This is a genomic window from Streptomyces albiaxialis (assembly GCF_039530985.1).
Lineage (GTDB): Bacteria > Actinomycetota > Actinomycetes > Streptomycetales > Streptomycetaceae > Streptomyces > Streptomyces albiaxialis.
Genome location: NZ_BAAAPE010000012.1, coordinates 63,693 through 89,492, shown reverse-complemented (window position 1 = coordinate 89,492; position 25,800 = coordinate 63,693). Strand labels below are relative to the sequence as shown.

Annotated in this window: 27 protein-coding genes; 11 read left to right on the top strand and 16 right to left on the bottom strand. The window is 72.0% G+C overall.

The window, feature by feature from the left end; all coding sequences use genetic code 11:
- The first annotated feature begins 38 nt into the window (after positions 1-38).
- The 4 genes from dnaK to ABD343_RS22645 are packed head-to-tail and all read left to right on the top strand — an operon-like array spanning position 39 to position 4,316.
- Positions 39-1,910 (top strand): molecular chaperone DnaK, encoded by a 1,872-nt coding sequence (gene dnaK, locus ABD343_RS22660; RefSeq protein WP_344531085.1) that lies wholly within the window; start codon positions 39-41, stop codon positions 1,908-1,910.
- Positions 1,907-2,605 carry a nucleotide exchange factor GrpE gene (grpE, locus tag ABD343_RS22655; RefSeq protein ID WP_344531083.1) on the top strand — a complete coding sequence of 233 codons (699 nt, stop codon included), beginning with the start codon at positions 1,907-1,909 and terminating at the stop codon, positions 2,603-2,605. Before dnaK ends, grpE begins: the two co-directional genes overlap by 4 nt.
- A gap of 54 nt (positions 2,606-2,659) precedes the next feature.
- A complete protein-coding gene (gene dnaJ, locus ABD343_RS22650) occupies positions 2,660-3,856 on the top strand; it encodes a molecular chaperone DnaJ (RefSeq protein ID WP_344531081.1) in 1,197 nt (398 codons plus the stop codon).
- Between the two features lie 31 nt (positions 3,857-3,887).
- A complete protein-coding gene (locus ABD343_RS22645; RefSeq protein ID WP_425578243.1) occupies positions 3,888-4,316 on the top strand; it encodes a heat shock protein transcriptional repressor HspR in 429 nt (142 codons plus the stop codon).
- Between the two features lie 106 nt (positions 4,317-4,422).
- Here ABD343_RS22645 and ABD343_RS22640 read toward each other — a convergent pair whose 3' ends face one another.
- Entirely contained in the window at positions 4,423-5,313 is an 891-nt protein-coding gene (locus ABD343_RS22640) for a D-alanyl-D-alanine carboxypeptidase family protein (protein ID WP_344531077.1), read from the bottom strand.
- A 270-nt stretch (positions 5,314-5,583) separates the two neighbouring features.
- Here ABD343_RS22640 and clpB point away from each other — a divergent pair, with 270 nt between their 5' ends.
- Positions 5,584-8,199 carry an ATP-dependent chaperone ClpB gene (gene clpB / locus ABD343_RS22635; protein WP_344531075.1) on the top strand — a complete coding sequence of 872 codons (2,616 nt, stop codon included), beginning with the start codon at positions 5,584-5,586 and terminating at the stop codon, positions 8,197-8,199.
- A gap of 22 nt (positions 8,200-8,221) precedes the next feature.
- Here the strand turns inward: clpB and ABD343_RS22630 are convergent, their stop codons facing one another.
- On the bottom strand, positions 8,222-8,533 hold the full coding sequence (locus ABD343_RS22630) for a hypothetical protein (protein ID WP_344531073.1): 312 nt from the start codon (positions 8,531-8,533) through the stop codon (positions 8,222-8,224).
- A gap of 149 nt (positions 8,534-8,682) precedes the next feature.
- On the opposite strand from ABD343_RS22630, the gene ABD343_RS22625 reads away from it, so the two are divergent.
- Positions 8,683-9,228 (top strand): type III secretion system chaperone family protein, encoded by a 546-nt coding sequence (locus ABD343_RS22625; RefSeq protein ID WP_344531071.1) that lies wholly within the window; start codon positions 8,683-8,685, stop codon positions 9,226-9,228.
- Positions 9,229-9,318: 90 nt separating this feature from the next.
- On the opposite strand, the gene ABD343_RS22620 is transcribed toward ABD343_RS22625, so the two are convergent.
- A complete protein-coding gene (locus tag ABD343_RS22620; RefSeq protein ID WP_425578251.1) occupies positions 9,319-9,708 on the bottom strand; it encodes a nuclear transport factor 2 family protein in 390 nt (129 codons plus the stop codon).
- A 159-nt stretch (positions 9,709-9,867) separates the two neighbouring features.
- Here ABD343_RS22620 and ABD343_RS22615 point away from each other — a divergent pair, with 159 nt between their 5' ends.
- On the top strand, positions 9,868-10,452 hold the full coding sequence (locus ABD343_RS22615; RefSeq protein ID WP_344531067.1) for a TetR/AcrR family transcriptional regulator: 585 nt from the start codon (positions 9,868-9,870) through the stop codon (positions 10,450-10,452).
- Positions 10,453-10,494: 42 nt separating this feature from the next.
- On the opposite strand, the gene ABD343_RS22610 is transcribed toward ABD343_RS22615, so the two are convergent.
- Positions 10,495-11,250, bottom strand: coding sequence for an SDR family NAD(P)-dependent oxidoreductase (locus tag ABD343_RS22610; protein WP_344531065.1), 756 nt, complete (start codon positions 11,248-11,250; stop codon positions 10,495-10,497).
- 104 nt (positions 11,251-11,354) lie between these two features.
- On the opposite strand from ABD343_RS22610, the gene ABD343_RS22605 reads away from it, so the two are divergent.
- The 3 genes from ABD343_RS22605 to ABD343_RS22595 are packed head-to-tail and all read left to right on the top strand — an operon-like array spanning position 11,355 to position 12,849.
- Positions 11,355-11,972: a TetR/AcrR family transcriptional regulator gene (locus ABD343_RS22605; protein WP_344531063.1), complete on the top strand. Its 618-nt coding sequence runs from the start codon at positions 11,355-11,357 to the stop codon at positions 11,970-11,972.
- Between the two features lie 44 nt (positions 11,973-12,016).
- On the top strand, positions 12,017-12,502 hold the full coding sequence (locus ABD343_RS22600) for a prevent-host-death family protein (protein ID WP_344531061.1): 486 nt from the start codon (positions 12,017-12,019) through the stop codon (positions 12,500-12,502).
- The gene (locus ABD343_RS22595; protein WP_344531059.1) at positions 12,499-12,849 is read left to right on the top strand and encodes a hypothetical protein; all 351 of its coding nucleotides are present in this window, start codon (positions 12,499-12,501) and stop codon (positions 12,847-12,849) included. Before ABD343_RS22600 ends, ABD343_RS22595 begins: the two co-directional genes overlap by 4 nt.
- A gap of 30 nt (positions 12,850-12,879) precedes the next feature.
- On the opposite strand, the gene ABD343_RS22590 is transcribed toward ABD343_RS22595, so the two are convergent.
- Genes ABD343_RS22590 through ABD343_RS22580 form a run of 3 tightly spaced genes read right to left on the bottom strand, consistent with a single transcriptional unit; the run spans position 12,880 to position 16,038 of the window.
- Positions 12,880-14,058, bottom strand: a complete 1,179-nt coding sequence (locus ABD343_RS22590) for a pyridoxal phosphate-dependent aminotransferase (RefSeq protein WP_344531057.1) — start codon at positions 14,056-14,058, stop codon at positions 12,880-12,882.
- 4 nt (positions 14,059-14,062) lie between these two features.
- Complete coding sequence (locus tag ABD343_RS22585; RefSeq protein WP_344531055.1) at positions 14,063-14,740, bottom strand: LuxR C-terminal-related transcriptional regulator; 678 nt, start codon at positions 14,738-14,740, stop codon at positions 14,063-14,065.
- A complete protein-coding gene (locus tag ABD343_RS22580) occupies positions 14,704-16,038 on the bottom strand; it encodes a sensor histidine kinase (RefSeq protein ID WP_344531053.1) in 1,335 nt (444 codons plus the stop codon). The genes ABD343_RS22585 and ABD343_RS22580 overlap by 37 nt, the downstream gene beginning before the upstream one ends.
- Before the next feature lie 205 nt (positions 16,039-16,243).
- Between ABD343_RS22580 and ABD343_RS22575 the strand changes: the two genes are divergently transcribed.
- Entirely contained in the window at positions 16,244-18,187 is a 1,944-nt protein-coding gene (locus ABD343_RS22575) for a serine hydrolase domain-containing protein (protein WP_344531051.1), read from the top strand.
- Between the two features lie 125 nt (positions 18,188-18,312).
- Here ABD343_RS22575 and ABD343_RS22570 read toward each other — a convergent pair whose 3' ends face one another.
- The 9 genes from ABD343_RS22570 to ABD343_RS22530 form a co-directional block, all read right to left on the bottom strand.
- Positions 18,313-18,504, bottom strand: coding sequence for an acyl-CoA carboxylase subunit epsilon (locus ABD343_RS22570; protein ID WP_344531049.1), 192 nt, complete (start codon positions 18,502-18,504; stop codon positions 18,313-18,315).
- Complete coding sequence (locus ABD343_RS22565; RefSeq protein WP_344531048.1) at positions 18,504-20,048, bottom strand: acyl-CoA carboxylase subunit beta; 1,545 nt, start codon at positions 20,046-20,048, stop codon at positions 18,504-18,506. The genes ABD343_RS22570 and ABD343_RS22565 overlap by 1 nt, the downstream gene beginning before the upstream one ends.
- A 19-nt stretch (positions 20,049-20,067) precedes the next feature.
- On the bottom strand, positions 20,068-20,841 hold the full coding sequence (locus ABD343_RS22560) for a 4'-phosphopantetheinyl transferase family protein (RefSeq protein WP_344531046.1): 774 nt from the start codon (positions 20,839-20,841) through the stop codon (positions 20,068-20,070).
- Between the two features lie 136 nt (positions 20,842-20,977).
- On the bottom strand, positions 20,978-22,123 hold the full coding sequence (locus ABD343_RS22555; RefSeq protein ID WP_344531044.1) for a methyltransferase: 1,146 nt from the start codon (positions 22,121-22,123) through the stop codon (positions 20,978-20,980).
- Between the two features lie 41 nt (positions 22,124-22,164).
- Complete coding sequence (fabG, locus tag ABD343_RS22550) at positions 22,165-22,920, bottom strand: 3-oxoacyl-ACP reductase FabG (protein WP_344531042.1); 756 nt, start codon at positions 22,918-22,920, stop codon at positions 22,165-22,167.
- Positions 22,917-24,038, bottom strand: a complete 1,122-nt coding sequence (locus ABD343_RS22545) for a beta-ketoacyl synthase N-terminal-like domain-containing protein (protein WP_344531040.1) — start codon at positions 24,036-24,038, stop codon at positions 22,917-22,919. The genes fabG and ABD343_RS22545 overlap by 4 nt, the downstream gene beginning before the upstream one ends.
- Complete coding sequence (locus ABD343_RS22540) at positions 24,035-25,300, bottom strand: beta-ketoacyl-[acyl-carrier-protein] synthase family protein (protein ID WP_344531038.1); 1,266 nt, start codon at positions 25,298-25,300, stop codon at positions 24,035-24,037. The genes ABD343_RS22545 and ABD343_RS22540 overlap by 4 nt, the downstream gene beginning before the upstream one ends.
- Positions 25,297-25,554, bottom strand: coding sequence for an acyl carrier protein (locus ABD343_RS22535; protein ID WP_344531037.1), 258 nt, complete (start codon positions 25,552-25,554; stop codon positions 25,297-25,299). The genes ABD343_RS22540 and ABD343_RS22535 overlap by 4 nt, the downstream gene beginning before the upstream one ends.
- A 43-nt stretch (positions 25,555-25,597) precedes the next feature.
- Positions 25,598-25,798, bottom strand: coding sequence for an MbtH family protein (locus tag ABD343_RS22530; protein WP_344531035.1), 201 nt, complete (start codon positions 25,796-25,798; stop codon positions 25,598-25,600).
- Positions 25,799-25,800 lie beyond the last annotated feature (2 nt).

Here is a 25,800-nt window from a genome sequence, read left to right as displayed (position 1 = left end):
GAGCCAGCAGCACTCAAGACTTAGCTGGAGGAACCGAAATGGCTCGTGCGGTCGGCATCGACCTGGGTACGACGAACTCCGTCGTCAGTGTCCTGGAGGGCGGTGAGCCCACCGTCATCACCAACGCCGAGGGCGCCAGGACCACGCCGTCCGTCGTGGCCTTCGCGAAGAACGGCGAAGTGCTCGTGGGCGAGGTCGCCAAGCGCCAGGCGGTCACCAACGTCGACAGGACCGTCCGGTCGGTCAAGCGCCACATGGGCACCGACTGGAAGATCAACCTGGACGGCAAGGACTTCAACCCGCAGCAGATGAGCGCCTTCATCCTGCAGAAGCTGAAGCGGGACGCCGAGGCGTACCTGGGTGAGAAGGTCACCGACGCCGTCGTCACCGTCCCGGCGTACTTCAACGACGCCGAGCGCCAGGCCACCAAGGAGGCCGGCGAGATCGCGGGCCTGAACGTCCTGCGTATCGTCAACGAGCCCACGGCGGCCGCGCTGGCGTACGGGCTGGAGAAGGAGGACCAGACCATCCTGGTCTTCGACCTCGGTGGCGGTACGTTCGACGTCTCGCTGCTGGAGATCGGCGACGGTGTGGTCGAGGTCAAGGCCACCAACGGTGACAACCACCTCGGTGGTGACGACTGGGACCAGCGCGTCGTCGACTACCTGGTCAAGCAGTTCCAGTCCGGCCACGGCGTGGACCTGGGCAAGGACAAGATGGCCCTCCAGCGCCTCCGCGAGGCCGCGGAGAAGGCGAAGATCGAGCTGTCCTCGTCCTCCGAGACGACGATCAACCTGCCGTACATCACGGCCTCCGCCGAGGGCCCGCTGCACCTCGACGAGAAGCTGACGCGCGCTCAGTTCCAGCAGCTCACGCAGGACCTGCTGGAGCGGACCAAGACGCCGTTCCACAACGTCATGAAGGACGCGGGCATCCAGCTCTCCGAGATCGACCACGTCGTTCTCGTCGGCGGCTCGACCCGTATGCCCGCCGTCGCGGAGCTGGTCAAGGAGCTGACCGGCGGCAAGGACGCCAACAAGGGCGTGAACCCGGACGAGGTCGTCGCCATCGGCGCCACCCTCCAGGCCGGTGTCCTCAAGGGCGAGGTCAAGGACGTCCTGCTGCTCGACGTCACCCCGCTGTCCCTGGGCATCGAGACCAAGGGCGGCATCATGACGAAGCTGATCGAGCGGAACACGACGATTCCGACGAAGCGTTCGGAGACCTTCACGACGGCCGAGGACAACCAGCCCTCGGTGCAGATCCAGGTCTTCCAGGGCGAGCGCGAGATCGCGGCGTACAACAAGAAGCTCGGCATGTTCGAGCTGACCGGTCTGCCCCCGGCGCCGCGCAACGTGCCGCAGATCGAGGTCACCTTCGACATCGACGCCAACGGCATCATGCACGTGGCCGCGAAGGACCTCGGCACCGGCAAGGAACAGAAGATGACCGTCACCGGCGGCTCCGCGCTGCCGAAGGACGACATCGACCGCATGATGCGCGACGCCGAGCAGTACGCGGACGAGGACGCCAAGCGCCGCGAGTCCGCCGAGACGCGCAACCAGGCCGAGCAGCTCGTCTACACGACCGAGAAGTTCCTCAAGGACAATGAGGAGAAGGTCCCCGCCGACACCAAGTCCGAGGTCGAGTCGGCCGTCGAGGACCTCAAGGAGAAGCTGAAGGGCGAGGACACCGCAGCGATCCGCGAGGCCTCCGAGAAGGTCGCCGCGACCAGCCAGAAGCTGGGCCAGGCGCTCTACGCCGACGCGCAGCAGGCGCAGGCCGGCGGCGCCGAGGGCGCCCCGGGCGCGGACGCGGGCCAGGCGAAGACCGACGGCGGTGCCGACGACGACGTCGTCGACGCCGAGATCGTGGACGACGAGCAGAAGCCGAAGGACGGTGCCGCGTGACGGAGGACACTCCGGGCTTCGACGAGAAGTCCGACGTCCCCGCCGACGCCAACGGCAGCGCCGAAGCCGCCGCCTCTCCCGACGAGGCGGCGGCCCCGGGGCCGCTGGCCGGGGACGCCCAGAGCGATGAGAACGACATGCACGAAGAGCAGGGGTCCCAGGCCGGATCCGGCCAGGACGTGGCCGCGACGGCCGAGCTGGACCAGGTCCGCACCGCGCTGAACGAGCGCACGCAGGACCTCCAGCGGCTCCAGGCGGAGTTCCAGAACTACCGCCGACGGGTCGACAGGGACCGCGCGGCGGTCAAGGAGATCGCCGTCGCGAACCTGCTCACCGAGCTGCTGCCGGTGCTCGACGACATCGGCCGCGCCCGTGACCACGGCGAGCTGGTCGGCGGCTTCAAGTCCGTCGCCGAGTCGCTGGAGATGGTCGCGGCCAAGATGGGCCTGATGCAGTTCGGCAAGGAGGGCGAGCCCTTCGACCCGACCGTCCACGAGGCGCTCATGCACTCGTACTCCCCGGATGTCACGGAGACGACGTGCGTGCAGATCCTCCAGCCCGGGTACCGGATCGGCGAGCGCACCATCCGCCCCGCGCGGGTCGGCGTCGCCGAGCCCCAGCCGGGCGCCAAGGGCGAGTCGGCGGACGCGGACGCGGCGGCAGAAGAGGAGAACGGTGGCCCGGAGGAGGGCTGACTCCGCTTTTTACGGAGGCGATATCGCAGGGGCACGGGAGGAGGGACGTCGGGGATGAGTACCAAGGACTTCATCGAGAAGGACTACTACAAGGTTCTCGGCGTCCCCAAGGACGCCACCGAGGCCGAGATCAAGAAGGCGTACCGCAAGCTCGCACGCGAGAACCACCCGGATGCCAACGCCGGTGACCCCAAGGCCGAAGAGCGCTTCAAGGACGCCTCCGAGGCGTACGACGTGCTCGGCGACGCCAAGCGTCGCAAGGAGTACGACGAGGCGCGGGCGCTCTTCGGCAACGGCGGCTTCCGGTCGCCCGGGGGCGCCGGCGGACCCGGCGGGGGCTCCTTCAACTTCGACCTGAGCGACCTCTTCGGAGGCACCCAGGGCGGGGGCGCGGGAGGTCCCGGCGGCGCCGGAGGTTTCGGCGGCGGACTCGGCGACGTCTTCGGCGGCCTCTTCAACAGGGGCGGCACCGGCACCCGTACGCAACCGCGCCGTGGCCAGGACATCGAGTCCGAGGTCACGCTCAGCTTCACCGAGGCCGTGGACGGGGCGACCGTCCCGCTGCGGATGTCGTCCAGCGCGGCGTGCAAGGAGTGCGCCGGTACGGGCGACAAGAACGGCACGCCGCGGGTCTGCCCGACCTGTGTGGGCACGGGCCAGGTCTCGCGCGGGGGCGGCGGCGGATTCTCGCTGACCGACCCCTGCGTGGACTGCAAGGGCCGCGGCCTCATCGCGCAGGACGCCTGCGAGACCTGCAAGGGCTCCGGGCGCGCGACGAGTTCGCGGACGATGCAGGTCCGTATCCCGGCGGGCGTCAGCGACGGGCAGCGCATCAGGCTGCGCGGCAAGGGCGCGCCGGGCGAGCGCGGCGGACCGAACGGGGATCTGTACGTGGTGGTCCATGTCGACAAGCACCCGGTCTTCGGCCGCAAGGGCGACAACCTCACGGTGACCGTGCCTGTCACGTTCCCGGAGGCGGCGCTCGGCGGCGAGGTCAAGGTCCCGACGCTGGGCGGACCCCCGGTCACGCTCAAGGTCCCGCCCGGCACCCCCTCGGGGCGCACGATGCGGGCCCGGGGCAAGGGCGCGACGCGCAAGGACGGCACACGGGGCGATCTGCTGGTGACGGTCGAGGTGTCCGTGCCGAAGGATCTGAGCGACAAGGCGAAGGACTCGCTGGAGACATACCGCGACGCGACGTCGGGCGAGGACCCGCGCGCGAAGCTCTTCAAGGCCGCGAAGGGAGACTGAAGTGGACGGCCGAGGCGGACGCAGGCGGGGCATGGGTGCTTACGAGCTGACCGAGGAAACTCCGGTCTACGTCATCTCGGTCGCCGCTCAGCTCTCGGGTCTGCATCCGCAGACCCTGCGGCAGTACGACAGACTCGGGCTCGTCTCGCCCGACCGCACCGCGGGCCGCGGGCGCCGCTACTCGGCCCGGGACATCGAGCTGCTGCGGGAAGTGCAGCGGCTCAGCCAGGACGAGGGCATCAACCTCGCGGGGATCAAGCGGATCATCGAGCTGGAGAACCAAGTCGCTGCGCTCCAGGCTCGGGTCGCCGAGCTGTCCTCGGCGGTCGAGGGCGCGGCGGCGGCCATGCAGCAGCGTGAAGCGCAGGTGCACGCCTCCTATCGGAGGGATCTGGTCCCTTACGAGGACGTGCGGCAGTCCAGTGCGCTGGTCGTATGGCGCCCGAAGAGGGACCGCTAGTCGCTTATTGCGGCCACTGGGGTGCCCCGTCCGGTGCGTTGCCGGGTGCCGCGCTGCCGTGGCCGCTCGCGCAGTTCCCCGCGCCCCTTATGGGGCACCCCCTATGTCATCGGCTGAACGCGTAGTTCATCAGCTTCTTCGCGTCCGAGGTGCGCTTCGCGGCGGAGGTCGAGGTGAGGACCGTGCCGATGACCGTCTTGCCGCCGCGGGTGGCGGCGAAGACCAGGCAGTACTTGGCCTCGGGCCCGGAGCCCGTCTTGACGCCGATCGCGCCGGAGTAGGAGCCGAGCAGATTGTTGGTGTTGGTCCACTTCATGTTGCGGTAGCCGCCGCTCCGCGTGGTGGTCCGCTGCGTGGTCGAGCGGGTCTTCACGATCGTCCGGAACGTCGAGTAGCGCATGGCGCTGCTGGCGATCTTCGTCAGGTCGCGCGGCGTCGAGTAGTTGTTGCCCCGGCCGATGCCGTCGAACGAGTCGAAGCGGGTGTTGCGCAGGCCCAGGTCGCGGGCGGTCGCGTTCATCTTGCCGATGAAGGACTTCACGCGCTTGGCCCGGGTCGAGCCGTTGCCGAACTTGTCGGCCAGCGCGTAGGCCGCGTCGCAGCCGGACGGGAGCATCAGCCCGTAGAGGAGCTGGCGGACGGTGACCTTGTCGCCGACGATCAGCCGGGCCGAGGACGCGGTGTTCCGGACGATGTAGTCGCTGTACGCCTTCTGGATCTTGACCTTGGCGTTCAGATTGAGGTTCCGCTGGGCCAGCACCACCCGGGCGGTCATGATCTTCGTGGTCGAGCCGGTGGAACGCCGGGTGTCCGCGGCCTTCGTGTAGAGGGTCCTGCCCGTGCCGTTGTTCATCACGAAGCCGCCCTTGGCCGCGATGGACGGCTTGCGGGCCGCGGCGGCGTGCGCCGGGGTGGCGAGCGCCCCCGCCGCGAGGACGGATCCCGCGGTGAGGGTCACCGCGGAGACCCGGGCGAGGACGTTGATGCCGATATTCACTATGTGCTCCCGATACCCCTGAATACCCCTGAGAGCGGCCGCTGGGTGTGCCGCACCCTGTTCAGACCCCCGATGCTGCCCGGAGGATGCGCCCCCGCCGCGCTTTTCACCAGGGTTTTGCCAGAGCGGGGGCGGGAGCCGGGAACGGATCCGGGCCCCGGACGGTTGTACGGAACGTAGACTTGAGCGAGTCACACTCAACTTGCTGCATACTGGAGACGGCAAGCCGCGATTCGGAGCAGCAGAAGTCGTAGGAGGAGACGCCAGGACATGGACGCGGAGCTCACCAACAAGAGCCGGGACGCCATCAGCGCGGCCAACAGCCGTGCGGTGACCGACGGCCACCCGGACATCACCCCGGCCCACCTGCTCCTCGCCCTCCTGACCGGCGAGGACAACGAGAACATTCAGGACCTCGTCGCCGCCGTCGAAGCCGACCAGGCCGCGCTGCGCGCCGGGACCGAGCGGCTGCTCGGCTCGCTGCCCGCGGCGCAGGGCTCGACCGTCTCCCAGCCCCAGGCCGACCGCGCGCTGCTCGCCGTCATCGCCGATGCCGCGCAGCGCGCGAAGGAGCTCGGCGATCAGTACGTGTCGACGGAGCACCTGCTCATCGGCATCGCCGCCAAGGGCGGCGCCGCCGGGCGGCTCCTCACGGAGCAGGGCGCGGGCGACAAGAAGCTGCTGGAGGCGTTCCAGGCGGCGCGCGGCGGCAAGCGCGTGACGAACCCGGACCCCGAGGGGACGTACAAGGCGCTGGAGAAGTTCGGCACCGACCTCACCCGCGCCGCCCGCGACGGCAAGCTCGACCCCGTCATCGGCCGCGACCAGGAGATCCGCCGCGTGGTGCAGGTCCTCTCGCGGCGTACGAAGAACAATCCGGTGCTCATCGGCGAGCCCGGCGTCGGCAAGACCGCGGTCGTGGAGGGCCTGGCCCAGCGCGTCATCAAGGGCGATGTGCCCGAGTCCCTGCGGGACAAGCGGATCGTGGCGCTCGACCTGGGCGCGATGGTCGCCGGCGCGAAGTACCGAGGCGAGTTCGAGGAGCGGCTGAAGACCGTCCTGGCCGAGATCAAGGACAGCGACGGCCAGATCATCACGTTCATCGACGAGCTGCACACCGTCGTCGGCGCGGGCGCGGGCGGCGACTCCGCGATGGACGCGGGGAACATGCTGAAGCCGATGCTGGCCCGCGGCGAGCTGCGCATGGTCGGCGCGACGACGCTCGACGAGTACCGGGAGCGGATCGAGAAGGACCCGGCCCTGGAGCGCCGCTTCCAGCAGGTGCTGGTCGCCGAGCCCACCGTCGAGGACTCGATCGCGATCCTCCGCGGCCTCAAGGGGCGGTACGAGGCGCATCACAAGGTCCAGATCGCCGACGGCGCGCTGGTCGCCGCCGCGGCCCTCTCCGACCGTTACATCACCTCCCGCTTCCTCCCCGACAAGGCCATCGACCTGGTGGACGAGGCCGCGTCCCGGCTCCGTATGGAGATCGACTCCTCCCCCGTCGAGATCGACGAGCTGCAGCGCTCCGTCGACCGGCTGAAGATGGAGGAGCTGGCCCTGGAGAAGGAGACCGACCCCGCCTCCGTCGAGCGCCTGGAGCGGCTGCGCCGCGAGCTGGCCGACAAGGAGGAGGAGCTGCGGGGCCTCACCGCCCGCTGGGAGAAGGAGAAGCAGGGGCTCAACCGCGTCGGCGAGCTGAAGGAGAAGCTCGACGAGCTGCGCGGCCAGGCCGAGCGGGCCCAGCGCGACGGCGACTTCGACACCGCGTCCAAGCTGCTGTACGGGGAGATCCCCGGCGTCGAGCAGGAACTGGCGGCGGCGAGCGAGGCCGAGGAGGAGGCCCGTAAGACTGCGGATTCCAAGACGGGCATGGTCAAGGAGGAGGTCGGCACGGACGACATCGCCGACGTCGTCGCCTCCTGGACCGGCATCCCGGCCGGGCGCCTGCTGGAGGGCGAGACGCAGAAGCTGCTGCGCATGGAGGACGAGCTGGGCAAGCGGCTCATCGGCCAGGGCCAGGCGGTCCGCGCGGTCTCGGATGCCGTACGGCGCACGCGCGCCGGGATCGCCGACCCCAACCGCCCCACCGGCTCCTTCCTCTTCCTCGGCCCCACGGGCGTGGGCAAGACGGAGCTGGCGAAGGCGCTGGCGGACTTCCTCTTCGACGACGAGCGGGCGATGGTCCGCATCGACATGAGCGAGTACGGCGAGAAGCACAGCGTGGCCCGCCTCGTCGGCGCGCCCCCCGGCTATGTCGGTTACGAGGAAGGCGGCCAGCTCACGGAGGCGGTGCGGCGGCGCCCGTACAGCGTGGTCCTGCTGGACGAGGTCGAGAAGGCGCACCACGACGTGTTCGATGTGCTGCTCCAGGTCCTCGACGACGGCCGCCTCACCGACGGGCAGGGCCGTACGGTCGACTTCCGCAACACGATCCTGATCCTCACCTCCAACCTGGGCTCCCAGCACCTCATGGACCCCCTGGAGAAGGAGGAGGAGAAGCGGGAGCAGGTCCTGGCCGCCGTCCGTGCGGCCTTCCGCCCGGAATTCCTGAACCGGCTGGACGACCTGGTCGTCTTCTCCGCGCTGGCGGGCGACGAGCTGCGGCGGATCGCCCAGCTCCAGATCGACGCGCTCCAGCGCAGGCTCGCCGAGCGGCGCCTCACCCTGGAGGTCACCGACGCGGCGCTCGACTGGCTGGCCAGCGAGGGCAACGACCCGGCGTACGGCGCGCGGCCCCTGCGCCGCCTCGTCCAGACGTCGATCGGCGACCAGCTCGCGCGGGAGATCCTCGCGGGCGAGGTCAAGGACGGCGACACGGTCCGCGTGGACCACGTCGAGGGCTGGGAGGGCCTGATGGTGGGGGCGGCCGCCGAGAAGAGCTGAGCGAGTGAGGTGGCGGGAGCGGTCAGCTCCCGCCGCTTCCTCCGCCACAGCCGCCGCCGCAGCTCATCCCGCCGCCTCCGCCGCTTCCGCCGCCGGAGACCCAGGCGTCGCCGTCGCTGTCGCGCCCGGTGTCCTTGATCCAGCCCCTGCGGCGGGCGACGCCGCGCGCGAGGTGGAACGCGACGATGAGGCAGAGCAGCGCGAGGCCCGTGGCGAGGCCGAGGACGCCGTTCCCGGTGAAGACGGAGTGCACCGAGGTGCCGAAGAGGGCCAGCGCCGCGGCGGCGAGGACGAGGGCCGCGGCCGACTGGAAGATCATGCGCTGCTGGCTCATCTGGTCCTGTCCCCTCGGTGCCGGTTCCCCCGCGCCTACCCGGTTCTCGATCTCGGACGCCACAGGCGTGCGACGGGTTGCCCCCGGGGTTGTCATCACGGCCCCCCGGTGCGGGAGGATGGCCGGAGCCGTATGAAGGGAACACCCACGTGAGCATCGACCCGTCCTCGATCCCGAACTTCGGGGGCCAGCCCGAGCCGGAGGAGACCGGTCCGGCCGGACCCGTCATTCCGGACCAGGACCTCGTCAAGCAGCTTCTCGACCAGATGGAGCTGAAGTACGTCGTCGACGACGAGGGAGACCTCGCGGCGCCGTGGGAGGAGTTCCGGACCTATTTCATGTTCCGGCCCCAGAGCCCGGAGAACGAGGAGGAGGCGAGCCAGCAGGTCTTCTCGGTCCGTACGTTCTACGACCGTCCTCACACGATCGAGGACAAGCCGAAGCTGCTGGAGGCCATCGACGACTGGAACCGTCGCACCCTGTGGCCGAAGGTCTACAGCCACACCCACGACGACGGCAGCGTCCGCCTCATCGGCGAGGCCCAGATGCTGATCGGCACCGGTGTCGCGCTGGAGCACTTCGTCTCCTCGACGGTGAGCTGGGTCCGTGCCTCGATCGAGTTCGACAAGTGGCTCGTGGAGCAGTTCGGCCTGGAGAAGGACGTGGACTCCTCCGAGGGCGACGACAGCGAGTAACCCTCACCGCAGCGCGAGACGGCCCCCGGGTTCCGCCCGGGGGCCGTTTCGTCTGTCCCGCGGTGCTCGGACGCTCCGTCGCTCAGACGCTCAGACGAAGAACGCGTTCATGCCGGGGACGTCGGAGAGGTAGGTCTCGATGTCGGCGATCCTGCCGTCGCGCAGGCGGCAGACCGTGGAGAGGTGTTCGTCGAGGTCGGCGTCCTCGCGGTGGGCGGTGTTGTGGAGGGAGAGGGCCAGGTTCTCGCGGCTGACCAGCAGGTGCAGCAGTTCGAAGCGGAGGCCGTAGGAGGCGATCAGCTTCGCTCGTTCGACCACGGCGTCGGCGCCTTCGGCCGTGCCGGAGATCGTGTTGTCGCCGGGGAGGGTCCAGGTCGCGTCGTCGTGGAGGAGAGCGCGGATGCCGGCCCAGTCGCCGGTGGTGAGGGCCTGGTGGAAGGTGCGGCCCAGGGCGAGCGCCGCGGTGTTCTCGGCGGACATGGTGGACATGGTGGTCACGGGTCCTTTCTGGCTGCCTCACAGCGGCTTTCGTGAAGCGGCTTCCTCAATGCGGAGCTTCTTAAAGCGGAGCTTTCTGCTTTAAGGCGACCGTACGCCCCGCGCTCGTTAACGCGCAAATCTTTGCCTTAAGGTGGGGGCGTGGACGTAAACGCGGAGACGGAGACGGGGACAGAGGCAGCGCGACGGCGGCCCGGTGGGCGCAGTGCCCGGGTCCGGGCCGCCGTGCACGGCGCGGCGACGGCGCTCGTCGCCGAGCGCGGCGCGGATCAGGTGACCCTCCCGGCCGTGGCGCAGCGCGCGGGGGTCAACTCCAGCACGCTCTACCGGCGTTGGGGCACGGTCGGCGCGCTGCTGGCCGATGTCGCCGAGAGCCGGGACGGCGAGGACGCGCTTCCGCTCGTCGGTGACCTGCGTGCCGATCTGGAGAACCGGGCGCTCCGGACGCTGGAGGAGCTGTCCCGGCCCGGCGGCATCGCGTTCTTCCGGGCCGAGGTCGCGTCCGACGTGGACGAGCGGCACGCGGGGATGCGGGAGTGCCTGCGCCGGGTCAGCGAGCGGTTCGTGCCCGTGCTCGACGCCGAGCGGGAGCGCGGCGCCTCGCCGCCGTCCCTGGAACAGGTGCTGGACCGGATCGTCGCGCCGCTCTACTTCCGGGTCGTCTTCTCGATCCCGGGCACGGACGAGGCGTACGTACGCGGCCTCGTCGCGGAGCTTCTCGGGTAGCGGGTAGCGGGTAGCGGGTAGCCCGGGGACGAGGGCGGGGGCTCAGATCTGGTTCATGCCGCCGTCGGCGTAGAGGCTCGTGCCGGTGAGGAAGCTGCTCTGGTCCGTGGCGAGGAAGAGCACGGCGGCGGCGATCTCCTCGGGGCGGGCGAGGCGGCCCAGGGGTACCCGGGTCGCCAGGTGCTGCTTGAGGCCGGTGGGCGCGTCCGCGTCGGGGGTCAGGCCCGAGAGGCCGGGGGTGTCGGTCGGGCCGGGGGTGACGGCGTTGACGCGGATGCCGCGGCCCTTGAGTTCGTTGGCCCAGGTGCGGGCGAACGAGCGGGTGGCGGCCTTGGACGCCGCGTACACCCCCATCGCCACGTCGCCCGAGTCGGCGTTGGTGGAGCCGTTGAGGATCACCGACGCGCCGTCGTTGAGCAGGGGCAGTGCCTTCTGGACGGTGAGGAGCGTGCCGCGGGCGTTGATGCCGAAGAGCCTGTCGAAGTGCTCCTCGGTGATCTCTTCGAGCGTCGCGAACTCGGCGACGGAGGCGTTCGCGAACAGCACGTCCAGGCCCGTGCCCCGGGCGGCGATCGTCGCGTAGAGCCGGTCCAGGTCGGCCACGTCCGAGATGTCGCCGACGACCGGGGTGGCCGCGGGGCCGATCATCTCCGCTGCCGCTTCGAGCTCGGCCTTGCGGCGGCCGGTGAGGAAGACGTGCGCGCCCTCCTCCGCCAGCCGCGCCGCACTGGCCAGGCCTATTCCGCCGGCGGCGCCGGTGACGAGCGCGGTCCTGCTCTCAAGAAGTCCTCGTCCCATGTGGACACACCTCTCCCCTGCTTCCCTTATTTCTGCATCGATCGATGCAGAACTCGACCGTAGCACTTCTGCATCGGTCGATACGGAAAAGGTAGGCTGCGAGGGTGGGAACCCGAGGAACGAAGAAGAGCGGCACCGTCGGACGGCCGCGGGGATTCGACGCCGAACAGGCGCTGGAGAAGGCCATGCTCGTCTTCTGGGAGCACGGTTACGAGGGCGCGAGCCTGTCCCGGCTGACCGGGGCGATGGCCATCTCCACCACGAGCATGTACGCGGCCTTCGGCAGCAAGGAGGACCTCTTCCGCAAGGCCCTGGAGCGCTACACGGAGGGCCCCGGCGGCTATGTCGAGCGGGCCCTGGAGGAGCCGACCGCCCGCGAGGTCGCCGCCGCGCTCCTCGCCGGCTCCATCCGCTCCGCCACCCGCCCCTCCTGCCCCCGGGGCTGCCTGGGCGTCCAGGGCGCCCTGGCCACGAGCGAGCCCGGACGCGAGGTCCGCGACCTCCTCGCGGAGTGGCGCAACGAGGGCTGCCGCCGGGTGCGCGACCGGTTCCGGCGCGCTGTCGAGGAGGGTGACCTGCCCGCCGACGCCGACCCGGACCTGCTGGCCCGCTACGTCACCACCATGATCTTCGGCATCGCGGTCCAGGCCGCGAGCGGCGTCGCCGCGCCCGGCCTCCAGGCCATGGCCGACGCGGCGCTGCGCGACTGGCCATCGGCGTAACCCGTCGCCTGGCGATCAGAGTGCACTCAGAGTACGCTCTGAGAATGAGTATCGCGCACTCGGCATCCGAAGCAGAATCCGTCTCGTTCACTGATCTGTCGCGGAACCCGAAGGCCGTCGCGGCCAAGGCCGCCGCGCTGGGATGCGTGCGCGTGACGCACCGAGACGCCCCGGACATGGTGCTGACCACGGCCATACAGGCAGAGCGGGCCGAGGAGAACCTGACCACCGCGTCCCGGCTGTTCCTCGCCCTGATGAAGCAGGACGAAGGCGCCAGGTCGCTTCTGGTCGCGCTGCCCGAGGTGTTCCCGTGGGTGCGTCACCTGGATGAGGAAGAAGTCAGGGAGTTCACCGTCGAGCTCTTGGACGCGTTGTCCGACGCCGCGGAGTTGGGCGCGAGGGAGGCCGTGCACCGGGCGATCGTCTCCTGGCGGGCGACCGCCCGGATCAATGCCGACCCCGACCAGCTCAGGGAAGCACTCCGCCCGCTCGGCGACGCCGACCTCGGCCCAGTCGAGGTGGACGAGTGAGCCCGAAGAAGGGCGACCGGGTCAGCGTCCCTCCCCTGAGCGGCTGGAATGTGGTCTACGGGACGACAGAGGCCGCGACCGGTTGGGAAGAGCTGTGTCGGGTGGCGTTGCCCAACGCGCACCGCTGCTTGGAGGCCCTTCGCACGGACCCGCTGTCGCGGGCCAACTGGAACCGTCAGCACCAACTCCGCGGCAGGCACGCCACGAAGGAGTGGAAGGGCTCCGAGCTGGAGCAGTGGGAGTACGAGATCACCAGCGGGGGGCGGGTGCGCTACCTGGTCAGCATGGAGACCTCGACGGTGATTCTGGTGTACGCCTCACCGCGCCATCCGAAGGACACCGAGTAGCTTCCGGGCTTCCGCTCCCTGGCCGGCCGCTCAGGACGTGAGGCCCTTGAGGCGGCTCGTGGCGTCCCGCAGCACCTCTTCCCTCTTGCAGAACGCGAACCGCACCAGGTGCGCGGCCTCGGGCTGGTGGTCGTAGAAGACCTGGGTGGGGACCGCGACCACGCCGCAGCGCTCCGGGAGCGAGAGGCAGAAGTCGATGCCGTCCGAGGCGCCGAGGGGGCGGATGTCGGTGGTGATGAAGTACGTGCCCGCCGAGCGGAAGACCTCGAAGCCCGCGTCGCGCAGGCCCGCCGAGAGGAGGTCGCGCTTCGTGCGGAGGTCGTCTCTCAGCCCCTCGTAGTACGTGTCCGGGAGCGCCAGGGCCTCCGCGATCGCGTACTGGAAGGGGCCCGAGGCGACGTACGTGAGGTACTGCTTGGCCGCGCGGACCGCCGCCAGCAGCTCCGGCGGGGCCATGGCCCAGCCGACCTTCCAGCCCGTGAACGCGAAGGTCTTGCCCGCCGAGGAGATCGTGACCGTGCGCTCGCGCATGCCCTCGAAGGAGGCCAGGGGGAGGTGCTCGCCGTCGTAGACCAGGTGTTCGTAGACCTCGTCCGTGACCGCCAGCAGGTCGCGCTCGACGCAGAGTCCGGCGATCGCGGCGAGTTCGTCGCGGGTGAGGACGGTGCCGGTGGGGTTGTGCGGGGTGTTGAGGAGGATGAGGCGGGTGCGGTCGGTGACCGCGTCGCGCAGCTCGTCCAGGTCCAGTGCGTACGCGCCGTCGCGCGGGCGGAGCGTGACCGGGACGCGGGTGCCGCCCGCGAGGGCGATGCTGGCCGCGTACGAGTCGTAGTACGGTTCCAGCGCGATCACTTCGTCGCCGGGCTCGACCAGGCCGAGGAGCGAGGCGGCGACGGCCTCCGTCGCGCCCGCCGTGACCAGGATCTCGGTGTCCGGGTCGTAGGTGAGACCCAGCTCGCCGTAGAAGCGGGACTGGTGGGCGGCGACCGCCTCGCGCAGCTCGGGGACGCCGGGGCCCGGCGGGTACTGGTTGCCGCGTCCGTCGCGCAGCGCGCGGACCGCCGCCTCCCGCACGGACTCGGGGCCGTCGACGTCGGGGAAGCCCTGGCCGAGGTTGATCGAGCCGGTGCGGACGGCGAGCGCGGACATCTCGGCGAAGATCGTCGTGCCGAACTCGGCGAGCCGGCTGTTGAGTGGAGGTCGTCCCATGGGCTCATCCTGCCTCCTGGGCGGCGTCCTTGACATAGGCCAGGACCGCGAGGACCCGGCGGTTGTCGTCGTCGGAGGGCGGCAGGCCGAGCTTGCCGAAGATGTTCGAGGTGTGCTTGATGACGGCCCGTTCGGTGATCACCAGGCGTTCGGCGATGGCCGCGTTGGACCGGCCCTCCGCCATCACGTCCAGCACCTCCCGCTCCCGCGCGGTGAGCCGCCCGAGCGGCGCGGCGCCCGGGGCACCCGGCTGCGCGGAGCTGGCCATCAGGCGGGCGATGACCTGCGGGTCCATCGCGGTGCCGCCCGCGGCGACGCGGCGCACGGCGTCCACGAAGGCGTCGGGGTCGAAGACCCGGTCCTTGAGCAGATAGCCGATGCCCCCGCTGCCGTCGGCGAGCAGCTCCTTGGCGTAGAGCTGCTCGACGTACTGCGAGAGCACCAGCACCGGCAGGCCCGGGACCTCCCGGCGGGCCTCCAGCGCGGCCTGGAGGCCCTCGTCGGTGAACGTCGGGGGGAGACGGACGTCGACGACGGCCACGTCCGGGCGCTCGGTGACGAGCGCCCGGCGCAGCTCCGGACCGTTGTCGACGGAGGCGACGATCTCGAAGTCGTACGCCTGGAGCAGGCGGACGAGTCCGTCCCTCAGCAGGAAGAGGTCTTCGGCGAGGACGACGCGCACGGCAGCTCCATGGTCAGGGTCGTCGGGCCGCCCACAGGGCTGTGCACGGCGAGGATTCCGTCGAAGGTGGCCAGGCGGCGTTCCATGCCGCGCAGGCCCGTGCCGTCGGCCGGGTCGGCGCCGCCGTGCCCGTCGTCGGTGACCGTGGCGCGCAGCCGCCCGTCGGTGTGCCACAGCTCGACGGTGACGCGCTGGGCGCCGCCGTGCTTCGCGGCGTTGGTCAGCGCCTCGCAGACCGCGAAGTACATCGCGGACTCGACGGGCGCCTCGAACCGGCCCTCCAGCTCGGTGTTGACCTCGACGTGCAGGGGGCTGTCCATGCCCAGCGCGCGGACCGCGTCGGCCAGGCCCCGGTCGGCGAGGACCGGCGGGTGGATGCCGCGCACCAGGTCGCGCAGCTCGTTGAGCGCGTTGGCCGAGGCGTCGCGGGTGTCGGCGAGGATCGCGCGGGCGGCCTCCGGGTCCTTGGAGAGCAGCCGCTCGGCGACGCCCAGGTTCATGCCCATCGCGACGAGCCGCGCCTGCGCGCCGTCGTGCAGATCCCGCTCGATACGGCGCAGTTCGGCGGCGGACGTCTCGACCGCGTCCGTACGGGTCCGCGTCAGGTGCCGGACCTGACGCGCCATCTCGGTCGGCGCGAGCAGCGTACGGGCGAACCCGGCGTGCAGCCGCGTGACGTGCGGGGCGGCGGCGAGGCCCGCGAGCAGGACCGGCAGTCCCAGCGCGGCGGCCGTCAGCGCTGAACCGCTGTCGGTCACCTTCAGCGCGAGGTACCAGTTGTTGCCGCCCGCGTCGGTGATCGGCTCCCACAGGAGCGGCATCAGCAGCCCCATCAGCCCGTACCCGGCGACGGCCAGCGGCACCAGCGCCAGCACGAGCCCCGCGAAGCAGCTCACCAGCGCCCAGGCCATGTCGCGCCAGGTGCCCTGGTCGCTCAGCGCCCACTGGGTGCGCTGCGCCCAGCCCTTGACCCCGGCCTCGGGCTCGGCGCGCGGGATGTACGGCTCGTCGATCTCCACGCCGGACCAGCGGCCCGAGACGCGCCGGGTGAGGTCGGCCGAGCGGTGCAGCGCCCGGCAGGCCGGGGGCACCAGGAAGACGCCGACGCCGACGCCGAGGAGCGCGACGGCCACCAGGACGGCGCTGAACGCGAGGACGTTGAGGACGGCGAGGCCCGCGAGCGCGAGCCCCTGGAACGCGGCGCGCAGATGCCGGACGACGAGGCCGCCGTGGGCGCTGTGTCCGCCGTGGCCGCCGTGCTGCTTCCCGTGCGTTCCCCTGATCGCGGTGCTGCTCATCGCGGCCCCCTCCCTCGCGCGGCCCGGTGCCGCGCTGTGTTCTCCAGTCTGTTCGGGCGGGCACGGGGGGTCACTGGACCTCTGTGGCGTCTGCGGGGGTGTAGCCAGGTACCCCCCGGGAGGCCACACCACCGTATGTGAGGGCGCTGACGCGGAGCGTTGAATGTGGGGCATGGGAGTTCCGTTCTCGTGGGAGGGGCGACGGATGGACAGGCACGCGCGGAAGCGGTTATGGGTACGGCTGTTGGGCCTGCCGGCCCTGGTGGCCGTGCTGTTCGGCACGGGAGTGCCGGGGACGGCGTACGGGGCGGAGCGCGAAGGGGACGCGCGCGAGCCCTCGTTGGGCGAGACCGTCGACCGGACGGTGCGGCGCCAGCTCGACGCGTACCGCATCCCGGGCGCCGCCGTGGTCGTCGTCTCCGGCGGCAGGCAGGTGTACGCGAAGGGGTACGGGGTCGCCGACGCGGACGGCGGCAAGCGGGTGAGCCCGGACCGCACGGGCTTCTTCATGGGCTCCGACGCGAAGGTGTTCACGGCGATGGCCGTGCTCAGGCTCGCCGAGAGCGGGAAGCTGCACCTGCGCGCCGACGTCAACCGCTACCTGGACGACGTCGAGATCGAGGACACCTACCCGGGCCGTCCGGTGACGGCCCGCCATCTCCTCACGCACACCGCCGGGTTCGACAACGCGATCGTCGGCCGGGCCGCCGACGGGCCCGTGAAGGACCCCGGCGAGCTGGGCGAGAGCCTCGCCGCGCACCAGCCCCGCCGCGTACGCCCGCCCGGCAGGGTCGCCAGCTACGACAACTACGGTGTCGCGCTCGCCGGGCACCTGGTCGAGGAGGTCTCCGGGGAACCCTTCGCGCGCTATGTCGAACGGCACGTGCTGCGCCCGCTCGGCATGCGCGACACGAGCTTCGCGCAGCCGCTGCCCGCGCGCCTCGCGCGCGACGTCGCGCGCGGCCACCGCCCCTCGGGCGGCGGCGACGGGCAGACCACCGCGCGCGGCCAGTACGGCGCCTGGTCCCCGACCGGCGCCGGGGCCGTCACCACGGCGGCCGACATGGGGCGGCTGATGCGCGCCCAGCTCGCCAGGAAGGGCGCGCTGGAAGAGCGCTCGTACCGCGCCATGCAGAAGCGGCAGTTCGGCAACGACGCGCGGCTGCCCGGGATGGGCTACATCCTGGAGGAGCGCCGCCGGGGCGGCCACCGCATGCTCGTCAAGGACGGCGACATGCCCGGCTTCCACGACAACATGGCCCTCCTCCCGGACCGCGGGGCGGGCGTCTACGTCGCGTACAACGGCGACGGCGAGGACGGCCGCGCGGCGCTCGCCGGGCAGGAGGTCGCGGAGCGCGTCGCGGACCGTCTGTACGGGAAGCCGCGCCCCGTTTCCGCGAAGAAGGCCGACGGGGACGACGCCGGCGCGTACGAGGGCGAGTACCGCTCGACCCGTACGAGCCGCTCCGATCTGACCCGCGCCGCCGACCTCACCGGCGCGGTCACCGTCAGCGCCGGGGACGACGGCACGCTGACCACCGAGGGCCCGCTGAGCCGCGACCCCGACGTGACCGAGCGCCACTGGGTGCCGGTCGGCGACGGGGAGTTCCGGGAGAAGGGCGGCGACGGGCAGGACCTGCTCGGGTTCCGCGACGGACGGCTCACCGTCTCCTCCGACCCGAGCGTCGCCTACGAGCGCGCGCCCTGGTACGAGGCCCCGTCCCTCCACCGGGGCGTGCTGCTCGGAGGGCTGGCGGCGCTCGTCCTCTCGGCGCTCGGCTGGGGCGTGGCGGCGCTGGTGCGCGCCGCGCGCGGGCTCCCCGCGCCGCCGCCGGGCGCGCGCGTGGCGCGGGGACTGGTGTGGTGCGTGCTCGGGCTGGTCGGCGCCGCCGTCGCCTGCTTCCTGAAGCTGGTGTCCGATCCGAACGTGATGAACGAGGCCGTCTTCCTCGGCGACTCCGCGCTGATGGGCGCGGTGCCGGTGCTGTTGCGGATCGCGATGGGCGTCGCGGGATGTGTCGTGGTGTGCGCCGTGCTGAGTTGGTGGCGGGGGTGGTGGGGAGTTGCCGCCCGCATCCACTACGCGGCTGTCGCCGTTGCTGCTGCGCTGGTCCTTGGGGTTGCCGCCTCGTACCACTTGGCGTGGTGAGGAGTGCGCCCACGGCGGGTGCGGGGTGCGGCCGGTGGGCGGGTGCGGCCCGGTTGTGCCCACCCTCCCCCGGACTCCGTCCGGGAGGTGCCCCCACGCCCAGCGGGGTGATTGCCCACAACCTGTCATGGCCCAGCCCGCCAGGAGGTCGCCGGGCGGTGGTCCGTGAGGCGGGCGCGGGCCCAGGCGGCGAACTCCTGGCGTACTGCGGGGAGTTCGGCGTTGGCGCGGGACATGGCGTGCAGGACCGTGGTCAGGGCGACCAGTTCCTCGGTGTCGGGGTTTCCGCGGACGACGCGGATCGTCGGCGCGGCCATCACACCGGCGCGTTTCCGTGCTTGCGGGACGGGAGGTCGGCGTGTTTGGCGCGCAGGCTGCGCAGGGCGCCGATGAGGACCCGGCGGGTGTCCGCCGGGTCGATCACGTCGTCCACGAGCCCGCGCTCGGCGGCGTAGTAGGGGTGCATGAGTTCGGCCTTGTACTCCTTGATGCGCTGGGCCCGGAGGGTCTCCGGGTCGTCGGAGGCGGCGATCTCGCGGCGGAAGATGACGTTCGCGGCGCCCTCGGCGCCCATGACCGCGATCTCGTTGGTGGGCCAGGCGAAGGTCAGGTCGGCCCCGATGGACTGGGAGTCCATGACGATGTACGCGCCGCCGTACGCCTTGCGCAGCACGACGGAGACCCGGGGCACCGTCGCGTTGCAGTAGGCGTACAGCAGCTTCGCGCCGTGCCGGATGATCCCGCCGTGCTCCTGGCCGACGCCCGGCAGGAAGCCGGGGACGTCGACGAGCGTGACGAGCGGGATGTTGAAGGAGTCGCAGGTCTGGACGAAGGCGGCGGCCTTCTCGCTGGCGCCGATGTCGAGCACGCCGGCCATGGACGAGGGCTGGTTGGCGACGACACCGACGACCTGCCCGCCGAGGCGGGCGAGGGCGCAGACGACGTTGGTGGCCCAGCCCTCGTGGACCTCGAAGCAGTCGCCGTCGTCCACGATCTCCTCGATCACGTCCCGCACGTCGTACGCGCGCGTGGGCTCGGCGGGCACCAGGTCGAGGAGGGCATCGTTGCGCCGGTCGACGGGGTCGGCGCAGTGCTCGGCGGGCGGGAGTTCGCGGTTGTTCTGCGGGAGCAGGGAGAGCAGGTGGCGCACGTCGGCGAGGCAGGACTCCTCGTCGTCGTGGGCGAACGCGGCGACCCCCGAGATCGTCGCGTGGGCCTGGGCGCCGCCGAGGCCGTCCTGGGTGATCTCCTCGCCGGTGACGGCGCGGACGACGTCGGGCCCGGTGATGAACATCTGCGAGGTCCCGCGGACCATGAAGACGAAGTCCGTGAGCGCCGGGGAGTACGCGGCGCCGCCCGCGCACGGGCCCAGCATCACGGAGATCTGCGGGATCACGCCGCTCGCGCGGGTGTTGCGGCGGAAGATGCCGCCGTACCCGGCGAGCGCCGTGACGCCCTCCTGGATACGGGCGCCCGCGCCGTCGTTGAGCGAGACGAGCGGGGCTCCCGCCTGTTCGGCGAGGCCCATGACCTTGTGGATCTTCTCGGCGTGGGCCTCGCCGAGGGCGCCGCCGAAATGCCGGAAGTCGTGGGCGTAGACGTAGACCGTACGGCCGTGGACCTCGCCCCAGCCGGTGATCACGCCGTCGGTGTGCGGGCGCTTGTTCTCCAGGCCGAAGCCGGTGGCGCGGTGCCGGCGCAGGGTCTCGATCTCGGTGAAGGTGCCCTCGTCGAAGAGCAGCTCGATGCGCTCGCGCGCCGTGAGCTTGCCCTTCGCGTGCTGGGCCTCGGTGGCGGGGCCCGGGCCCTCGCGTATCTCGTCACGCAGGCGGCCCAGTTCCTGGGCGGCTGTCCGCAGCACGGTTCTCTCCCTTCGGTGGTCAGACCCCGGCCCCGGCGCCCGCCCCCACGGGCACGGGGGACGGCAGGAGCAGGGGCGAGGCGTCGTGCTCGGTGACGCGCGGGGGCGGGCCGAGCACGGCGAGGCAGGCGCGGTAGCCGGGCCCCGGGGCGAGGTCGGTGAGGTGGGGCAGGACGAGCGGCCGGGGGCGGGCCCGCCATGCGAGAAGCTCGGCCTCCGCGTCGGGCGGGCTGACCGAGAGCTGGACGGGCTCGATCATCACGCCGTCCCCGGTCGCCTTGAGCGCGGACTCCTTCCTGGTCCAGTAGCGGATGAAGCCGGCGGCACGGTCGCCCGGCGGGCACCCGGCGAGGGCCTCGCGTTCGGCCTCGGTGAGGACCGTCTCGACGAGGTCGTCGGGCCGCCCGGTGACCTGCTCGACGTCGACGCCGAGCGGGGCGCCCCTGGCCACCGCCACGGCGACGCGCTGTCCCGAGTGCGAGAGGGAGAGCTGCCAGTCGCCGGGGGCGAGGAGCTGGGGCTTGCCGTGCGGGCCGCCGCAGTGCGCGCACACGGCGCTGAACTCCAGCAACTGCGGCGGCCGTCCGACGTGCGCGCCGAGGACCTTGCGGGCCAGGGCGTGCGCGGTGAGGTAGAGGGCACGGCTCGCCGGGAGGCGGAGCCGCTGCCAGCGGGTGTGCTCCCTGGCGTCCAGGAGGGCACGCAGATCGGTGCGTTCGTCCGTTCCGTGGGTCGGGGTGGCCCACCAGACCTGCGCGCCTCCGGCGGGGAGCCGGGGTATCGGATGGTCCATGGGAACCTCCTCCGTGGTGTGTCCGGGTGTGGCGGAGTGGCTGTGTGGCGGAGTGTCGGTCGGGCGCGGGGTACCGGCGGGTGGCCTCCGCCGTGCGGCGCCCGGGACCCCGGGCACGAGGCCACCGCGGCGGGCGTCACGCGTGGCGGGCCAGGAGGACGCGGTGCATGGGGGTGTCCAGGAGCGCGACGCGGCGCAGGCCCGCGTCGGAGAGCCACTGGTCGTAGTCCTGGACCGAGAAGGCGTCGCCGCCGCCGGTGGCGAGCATCGAGGCCGCGAAGAGGCGGAAGAAGCGGTTCTGGGTGGTGCCCTCGCCGCCGTCCTCGTCGACGATGTGGTCGGCGATGGCGATGACCCCGTCGTCGGAGACGGACTTGGACGCCTTGAGCATCAGGTCCCGCGCGGACTCCGGCGTCTGGAGGTGGAAGATGTTGACGAAGAGCGCCAGGTCGCTGCCCGTGCCCCAGTCGTCGTTCCAGAAGTCGCCCGTACGGCCGTGGAAGCGGCCCGCGACGCCCAGGTCGGCGGCCTGCCGGTCGGCGATCGGGATGATGCGCTCGGCGTCCAGCCCCGCGGCCTCCAGCTCGGGGAACTCGCCCAGCAGCAGATGGCTGTAGATGCCCGTGCCGCAGCCGACGTCGAGCAGCTTCCGGCCCGCGCCCGAGGTCCAGCCCTGGCCGCGCAGCTCCTCGGCGAGGGAGCGGACGATGGGCGGGGCCCAGAAGTTGATGCCGCGGACCAGGGAGGTGTAGTCCTCCTCGGATATCTGGTTCAGCCGCTGCTCGCCCTCGGTGGAGCGGGCGCCGTCGCGGACGTTGCCCGCGAGGTGGCGCCAGGCGTGCCAGGCGACGTTGCGGTCGTGGCCGATCTTCCCGGCGAGGCTGAAGATCCCGTCGGGCGCGAAGACGCCGTGCAGCACGGTGGGCAGGGTGTAGACGGCCTGGCCGTCGGTGCCGCGGGTGCGCTCCACGATGTCGTACGCGGACAGCCCGTCCAGCAGCACGCGGGTCGCGCGCAGGTCGGTGCCCAGGGTCTCGGCGAGGCCGGCCGCGGTGGCGGGGCCCTCGGTGAGCGCGGCGAACGCGCCCAGGTCCTGAGCCGCCTCGATGACGCCCGGCGCCCACATGCCGATGAGGTGCTCGTACAGCCGGTGTGCGGCGCGCACTTCGCCCGGGCTCCCGTCCGGAAACCGGCTCGTGTCGACGAGCGGGGTGAGGTTCGCGGAGGGCTCGACGGAGATCCGCGCGGACGCGGCGACGGTGGTGACGGTGGTGACGGACATGGTGGTCTCCTCTGTCGGAGTGGGAAGCAGGGGCGCGGCGGTCACAGGACGATCCCGCCGTCGATCTGGAGCACGGATCCCGTCATGTACGCGGACTTGTCGGAGGCCAGGAACGAGACGGCCTCGGCGACCTCCTCGGCGGTGCCGAAGCGGCCGAGCGGGATCGCGTCGAGCGCGCGGCGGCGGGCGGTCTCGCCGAGCACGCCGGTCATGTCGGTCTCGATCATTCCGGGGGCCACGGCGTTGGCGCGGATGCCGTACTTGCCGACCTCCTTGCCGAGCGCCCTGGTCAGGGCGATGATCCCGGCCTTCGAGGCGGAGTAGTTGCCCTGCCCCGGGTTGCCGTAGACCCCGGAGATCGAGGACAGCGTGATGATCGACCCGGCCTTGCGCTTGACCATCGGGAAGAGCACGGAGCGCAGCACGTGGGCCACGCCGTCGAGGTTGGTGTCGATGACCTCCTGCCAGTCGGAGTCGGACATCATCAGCAGCGGCTTGTCGCGGGTGACGCCCGCGCTGGCCACGGCGACGGAGATCGGGCCCAGTTCCTTCTCGGTGCGTGCGACCCACGCCCGTACGCCCTCCGGGTCGCTGATGTCGAGGCGCTGCGGCAGCCACTCCACGCCGATCGCGTCCAGCTCCTTGCCGAGCGCCTCGGCCGAGGACTCGTCGGAGCGGTAGCAGAAGCTGATGGCGTGGCCGTCGCGGGCCAGGCGCAGGGCCGCGGCCCTGCCGATGCCGCGGGAGCCGCCGCTGACCAGGGCGACGGGCAGCTTCCCGGCCGTCACGGCGCTCATCGCCCGGCACCGCCGTTCCCGCACAGGCGCAGCACGGCGCACGCGACCAGGCCGTCCCGGTCCACCGAGGTGACGACGGCCGTACGGCCGGCCGAGTCCGGGTCGTCGGCGGCGCCGACCAGCGCGGCGGCGAGCTGGAAGGCGCCGGAGGCGCCCGAGGTGTCGCCGATCAGCTCGTGCCCGGCGAGGCGCTCGGCGGCCTCGGTGCCGAACCGGGCGGCGAGCAGCTCCTGTTCGGCCGCGCCGTACGCGCCGGGCAGGCCGCCGCCGAGCGCCGCCCACACCTCCTCGGTGCCGGTGCCCGACCGGGCGAGCGCCTCGTCGACGCAGGCGGCCAGGGTGCCCGGCAGGTCTCCGCGCACGTCGGCGCGTACGTCGATGGCGAGCAGCTCCGCGAGCGGCGGGTGCGCGTGTGCGCCCTCCGCGTCGCCGGGCTCCAGGACGAGCACGGCACACCCCTCTCCGAGCGGCACGGTCCCGGGCGCCTCCGCGCCGTGCTTCTCCAGCCAGGCGCGCGCGGCCGAGTACTCCTCGACGGCGCCCACCACGGTCCGCTCGGCGCGCCCGGCGGCCAGCAGCCTGCGCGCGTACGCCAGGGCCAGCAGACCGGCCGAACGGCCGCCCGCGACCGTGGTGTTGGGGCCCTTGAGGCCGAAGCGGATCGCGGTCGCGGACGCCGGGCAGTTCATGAGGACGCTCGGCATCATCTGCGCGGGCACGTCGTAGGGCTTGGCCTCCTCGAAGGAGGCGCGGACGAAGGTGTGCTGGGTCTGGGCGCTGCCCAGCGCGGTGCCCAGCACGAGCGCCGTGCCCGTGCCGTCGGGCACCGGACTGCCCGCGTCCTCCGCCTCCTGGAACAGCTCGCGGACGGCGGTGACGGCCAGGCCCGTCATCCGGTCCATGGTGCGGGTGCCGGCCTTGCCGAGGACCGTGCGGACCTCGAAGTCCGGCACCAGGCACGCGGTGGTGTCGGGGCCGCGCCAGACCTCCGTGTCGAGCGCGGCGGCGGTGGGGCCCCCGGAGGTGATCCCCTCGGCGTGCGCCGTACGGCCGAGACCGTACGGCGAGACGGCCGACCAGGCGGTGATCACCGGATGCCCGGTGGTGTCGCTGGTCATCGCTGATCCTCCTCGTGACGTCCCAGCACGAGGGAGGCGTTGTTGCCGCCGAAGGCCAGGCCGTTGTTGACGACCACGCGCAGCGGCGCCGGGAGCGCCCTGTTGGGCACGCAGTCGATGCCGCAGTCGGGGTCGGTGGAGCGGTGGTTGACGGTGGGCGGGACGAAGCCGCGGGCCAGCGCGATGGCGGAGGCGGCGGCGCCCAGGGCGCTGGCGGCGCCCATGGAGTGGCCGAGCATCGACTTGAGCGCGACGGTGCGCGGCGGGTCGTCCCCGAAGACCTGGCGGATGGCGCGGGCCTCGGTCACGTCGTTCGTCTTCGTGCCGGTGCCGTGCGCGGAGACCAGGTCCACCTCGTCGGGCTTCACGCCCGCGTCGGACAGCGCCAGCTCCATGACGCGCGCGACGCTCTCCAGGTCGGGCGCCGTGGGGTGGTGGGCGTCGCAGTTCAGGCCGTAGCCGAGCAGCTCGGCGTAGATCCGGGCGCCGCGGGCGCGGGCCGCGTCCAGGCTCTCCAGCAGCAGGACCCCGGCGCCCTCGGCGGTCAGCAGCCCCTCGCGGTTGGCGTCGAAGGGGCGGCACCGGTCGGAGGCGACGAGCCCCAGCCGGGAGAACCCGGCGAACGTGCGGCGCGCGAGGGCGTCGGCGCCGCCGACCAGCGCGTAGTCGGCCTCGCCTGAGCGGATCGCGTCGAAGCCGTCGCCCACCGCGTAGTTGCCCGCGGCGCAGGCCGTGCCGACGACGGACGGGGCCGCGTCGGGGAGCCGCAGCTCCTGGACGATCGCGAGCGCCAGCCGGTGCGGCGGGAGCCGGCGGACGGCCGACGGGTCGATGCCCTCGGGTCCGCCGCCGGTCACCTCGGCCTCGACGATCTCCTCCAGCTCCGCCGCTTCCCCGTCGGTGGTGCCGATGGTGACGAGCCCGCGCAGGTCGCGGAGCCTGCTGGGCTCCAGGCCCGCGTCCCAGGCCGCCATGCGCGCGGCGGCCAGCGAGAACCGCGTGGCGTGGCCCAGCTCCTCGTGCGGCAGGTGGTGGATCCAGTCGGCCGGGTCGAAGTCCTTGACCTCGTGCGCGAGCTGCTGCCGGAAGCCGGTGGCGTCGAAGCGGGTGATGGGGCCGGCGCCGCACCGTCCGGCGCGCAGCGCCCGGGTGAACTCGGCGGCGCCGTTCCCGATGCTCGACAGGACGCCGATGCCGGTGACGACGACGCGCCTGCCCTCGCCTCCGCCTCCGCCCGGGGGGCGCTCGCCGGTGCCGCTCATCGGGCCGCCGCCCGCGACAGCACGTCGAGCACGGCCTCCAGGTTCACCATCGCGGGCAGCTCCTCCTGCTCGATGGTGACGTCGAAGGTCTTCTCCAGCGCGGACAGGACCTCGATCGCGCCGAGCGAGTCGGCGCCGTAGTCCTCGACGAACAGCCCGGTGCGGGTCAGCTCCTCGCCCTCCAGGTCGAGGGAGTTCACGAGGATCTCGCGGACGGTGGCCTCGGTCTTCTCGTCGATCACGACAGTGCTCATGGCGGGTTCCTCCGTTGTGGATGTGCGGGTTCGTCAGGGGTGGTCAGGAACGGACGAGGCTCTTGGGCCGCAGGTCGGTCCAGGTCTCCTCGATGTGGGCCAGCGCCTCGGCCCTGGTGGCCGCCGGGAGGACCTCCGTCCACCCGGGCGGCACCTCGGCGAAGGTGGGCCATATGCAGTGCTGGCCCTCGTCGTTGGCGAGCACCACGAAGGTGCCGGACTCGTCGTCGAACGGATTCGTCATTG

Bases quoted from the DNA above. Each gene is read 5' to 3' on its own strand.
- ABD343_RS22530 (WP_344531035.1), bottom strand. From the start codon at position 25,798: ATGACGAATCCGTTCGACGACGAGTCCGGCACCTTCGTGGTGCTCGCC.
- clpB (WP_344531075.1), top strand. From the start codon at position 5,584: ATGGACGCGGAGCTCACCAACAAGAGCCGGGACGCCATCAGCGCGGCC.
- fabG (WP_344531042.1), bottom strand. From the start codon at position 22,920: ATGAGCGCCGTGACGGCCGGGAAGCTGCCCGTCGCCCTGGTCAGCGGC.
- ABD343_RS22600 (WP_344531061.1), top strand. From the start codon at position 12,017: ATGAGTATCGCGCACTCGGCATCCGAAGCAGAATCCGTCTCGTTCACT.
- dnaJ (WP_344531081.1), top strand. From the start codon at position 2,660: ATGAGTACCAAGGACTTCATCGAGAAGGACTACTACAAGGTTCTCGGC.
- ABD343_RS22555 (WP_344531044.1), bottom strand. From the start codon at position 22,123: ATGTCCGTCACCACCGTCACCACCGTCGCCGCGTCCGCGCGGATCTCC.
- ABD343_RS22540 (WP_344531038.1), bottom strand. From the start codon at position 25,300: ATGAGCGGCACCGGCGAGCGCCCCCCGGGCGGAGGCGGAGGCGAGGGC.
- dnaK (WP_344531085.1), top strand. From the start codon at position 39: ATGGCTCGTGCGGTCGGCATCGACCTGGGTACGACGAACTCCGTCGTC.
- ABD343_RS22610 (WP_344531065.1), bottom strand. From the start codon at position 11,250: ATGGGACGAGGACTTCTTGAGAGCAGGACCGCGCTCGTCACCGGCGCC.
- ABD343_RS22570 (WP_344531049.1), bottom strand. From the start codon at position 18,504: ATGGCCGCGCCGACGATCCGCGTCGTCCGCGGAAACCCCGACACCGAG.
- ABD343_RS22535 (WP_344531037.1), bottom strand. From the start codon at position 25,554: ATGAGCACTGTCGTGATCGACGAGAAGACCGAGGCCACCGTCCGCGAG.
- ABD343_RS22545 (WP_344531040.1), bottom strand. From the start codon at position 24,038: ATGACCAGCGACACCACCGGGCATCCGGTGATCACCGCCTGGTCGGCC.
- ABD343_RS22560 (WP_344531046.1), bottom strand. From the start codon at position 20,841: ATGGACCATCCGATACCCCGGCTCCCCGCCGGAGGCGCGCAGGTCTGG.
- ABD343_RS22590 (WP_344531057.1), bottom strand. From the start codon at position 14,058: ATGGGACGACCTCCACTCAACAGCCGGCTCGCCGAGTTCGGCACGACG.
- ABD343_RS22620 (WP_425578251.1), bottom strand. From the start codon at position 9,708: ATGTCCGCCGAGAACACCGCGGCGCTCGCCCTGGGCCGCACCTTCCAC.
- ABD343_RS22630 (WP_344531073.1), bottom strand. From the start codon at position 8,533: ATGAGCCAGCAGCGCATGATCTTCCAGTCGGCCGCGGCCCTCGTCCTC.
- ABD343_RS22575 (WP_344531051.1), top strand. From the start codon at position 16,244: ATGGACAGGCACGCGCGGAAGCGGTTATGGGTACGGCTGTTGGGCCTG.
- ABD343_RS22580 (WP_344531053.1), bottom strand. From the start codon at position 16,038: ATGAGCAGCACCGCGATCAGGGGAACGCACGGGAAGCAGCACGGCGGC.
- ABD343_RS22645 (WP_425578243.1), top strand. From the start codon at position 3,888: ATGGGTGCTTACGAGCTGACCGAGGAAACTCCGGTCTACGTCATCTCG.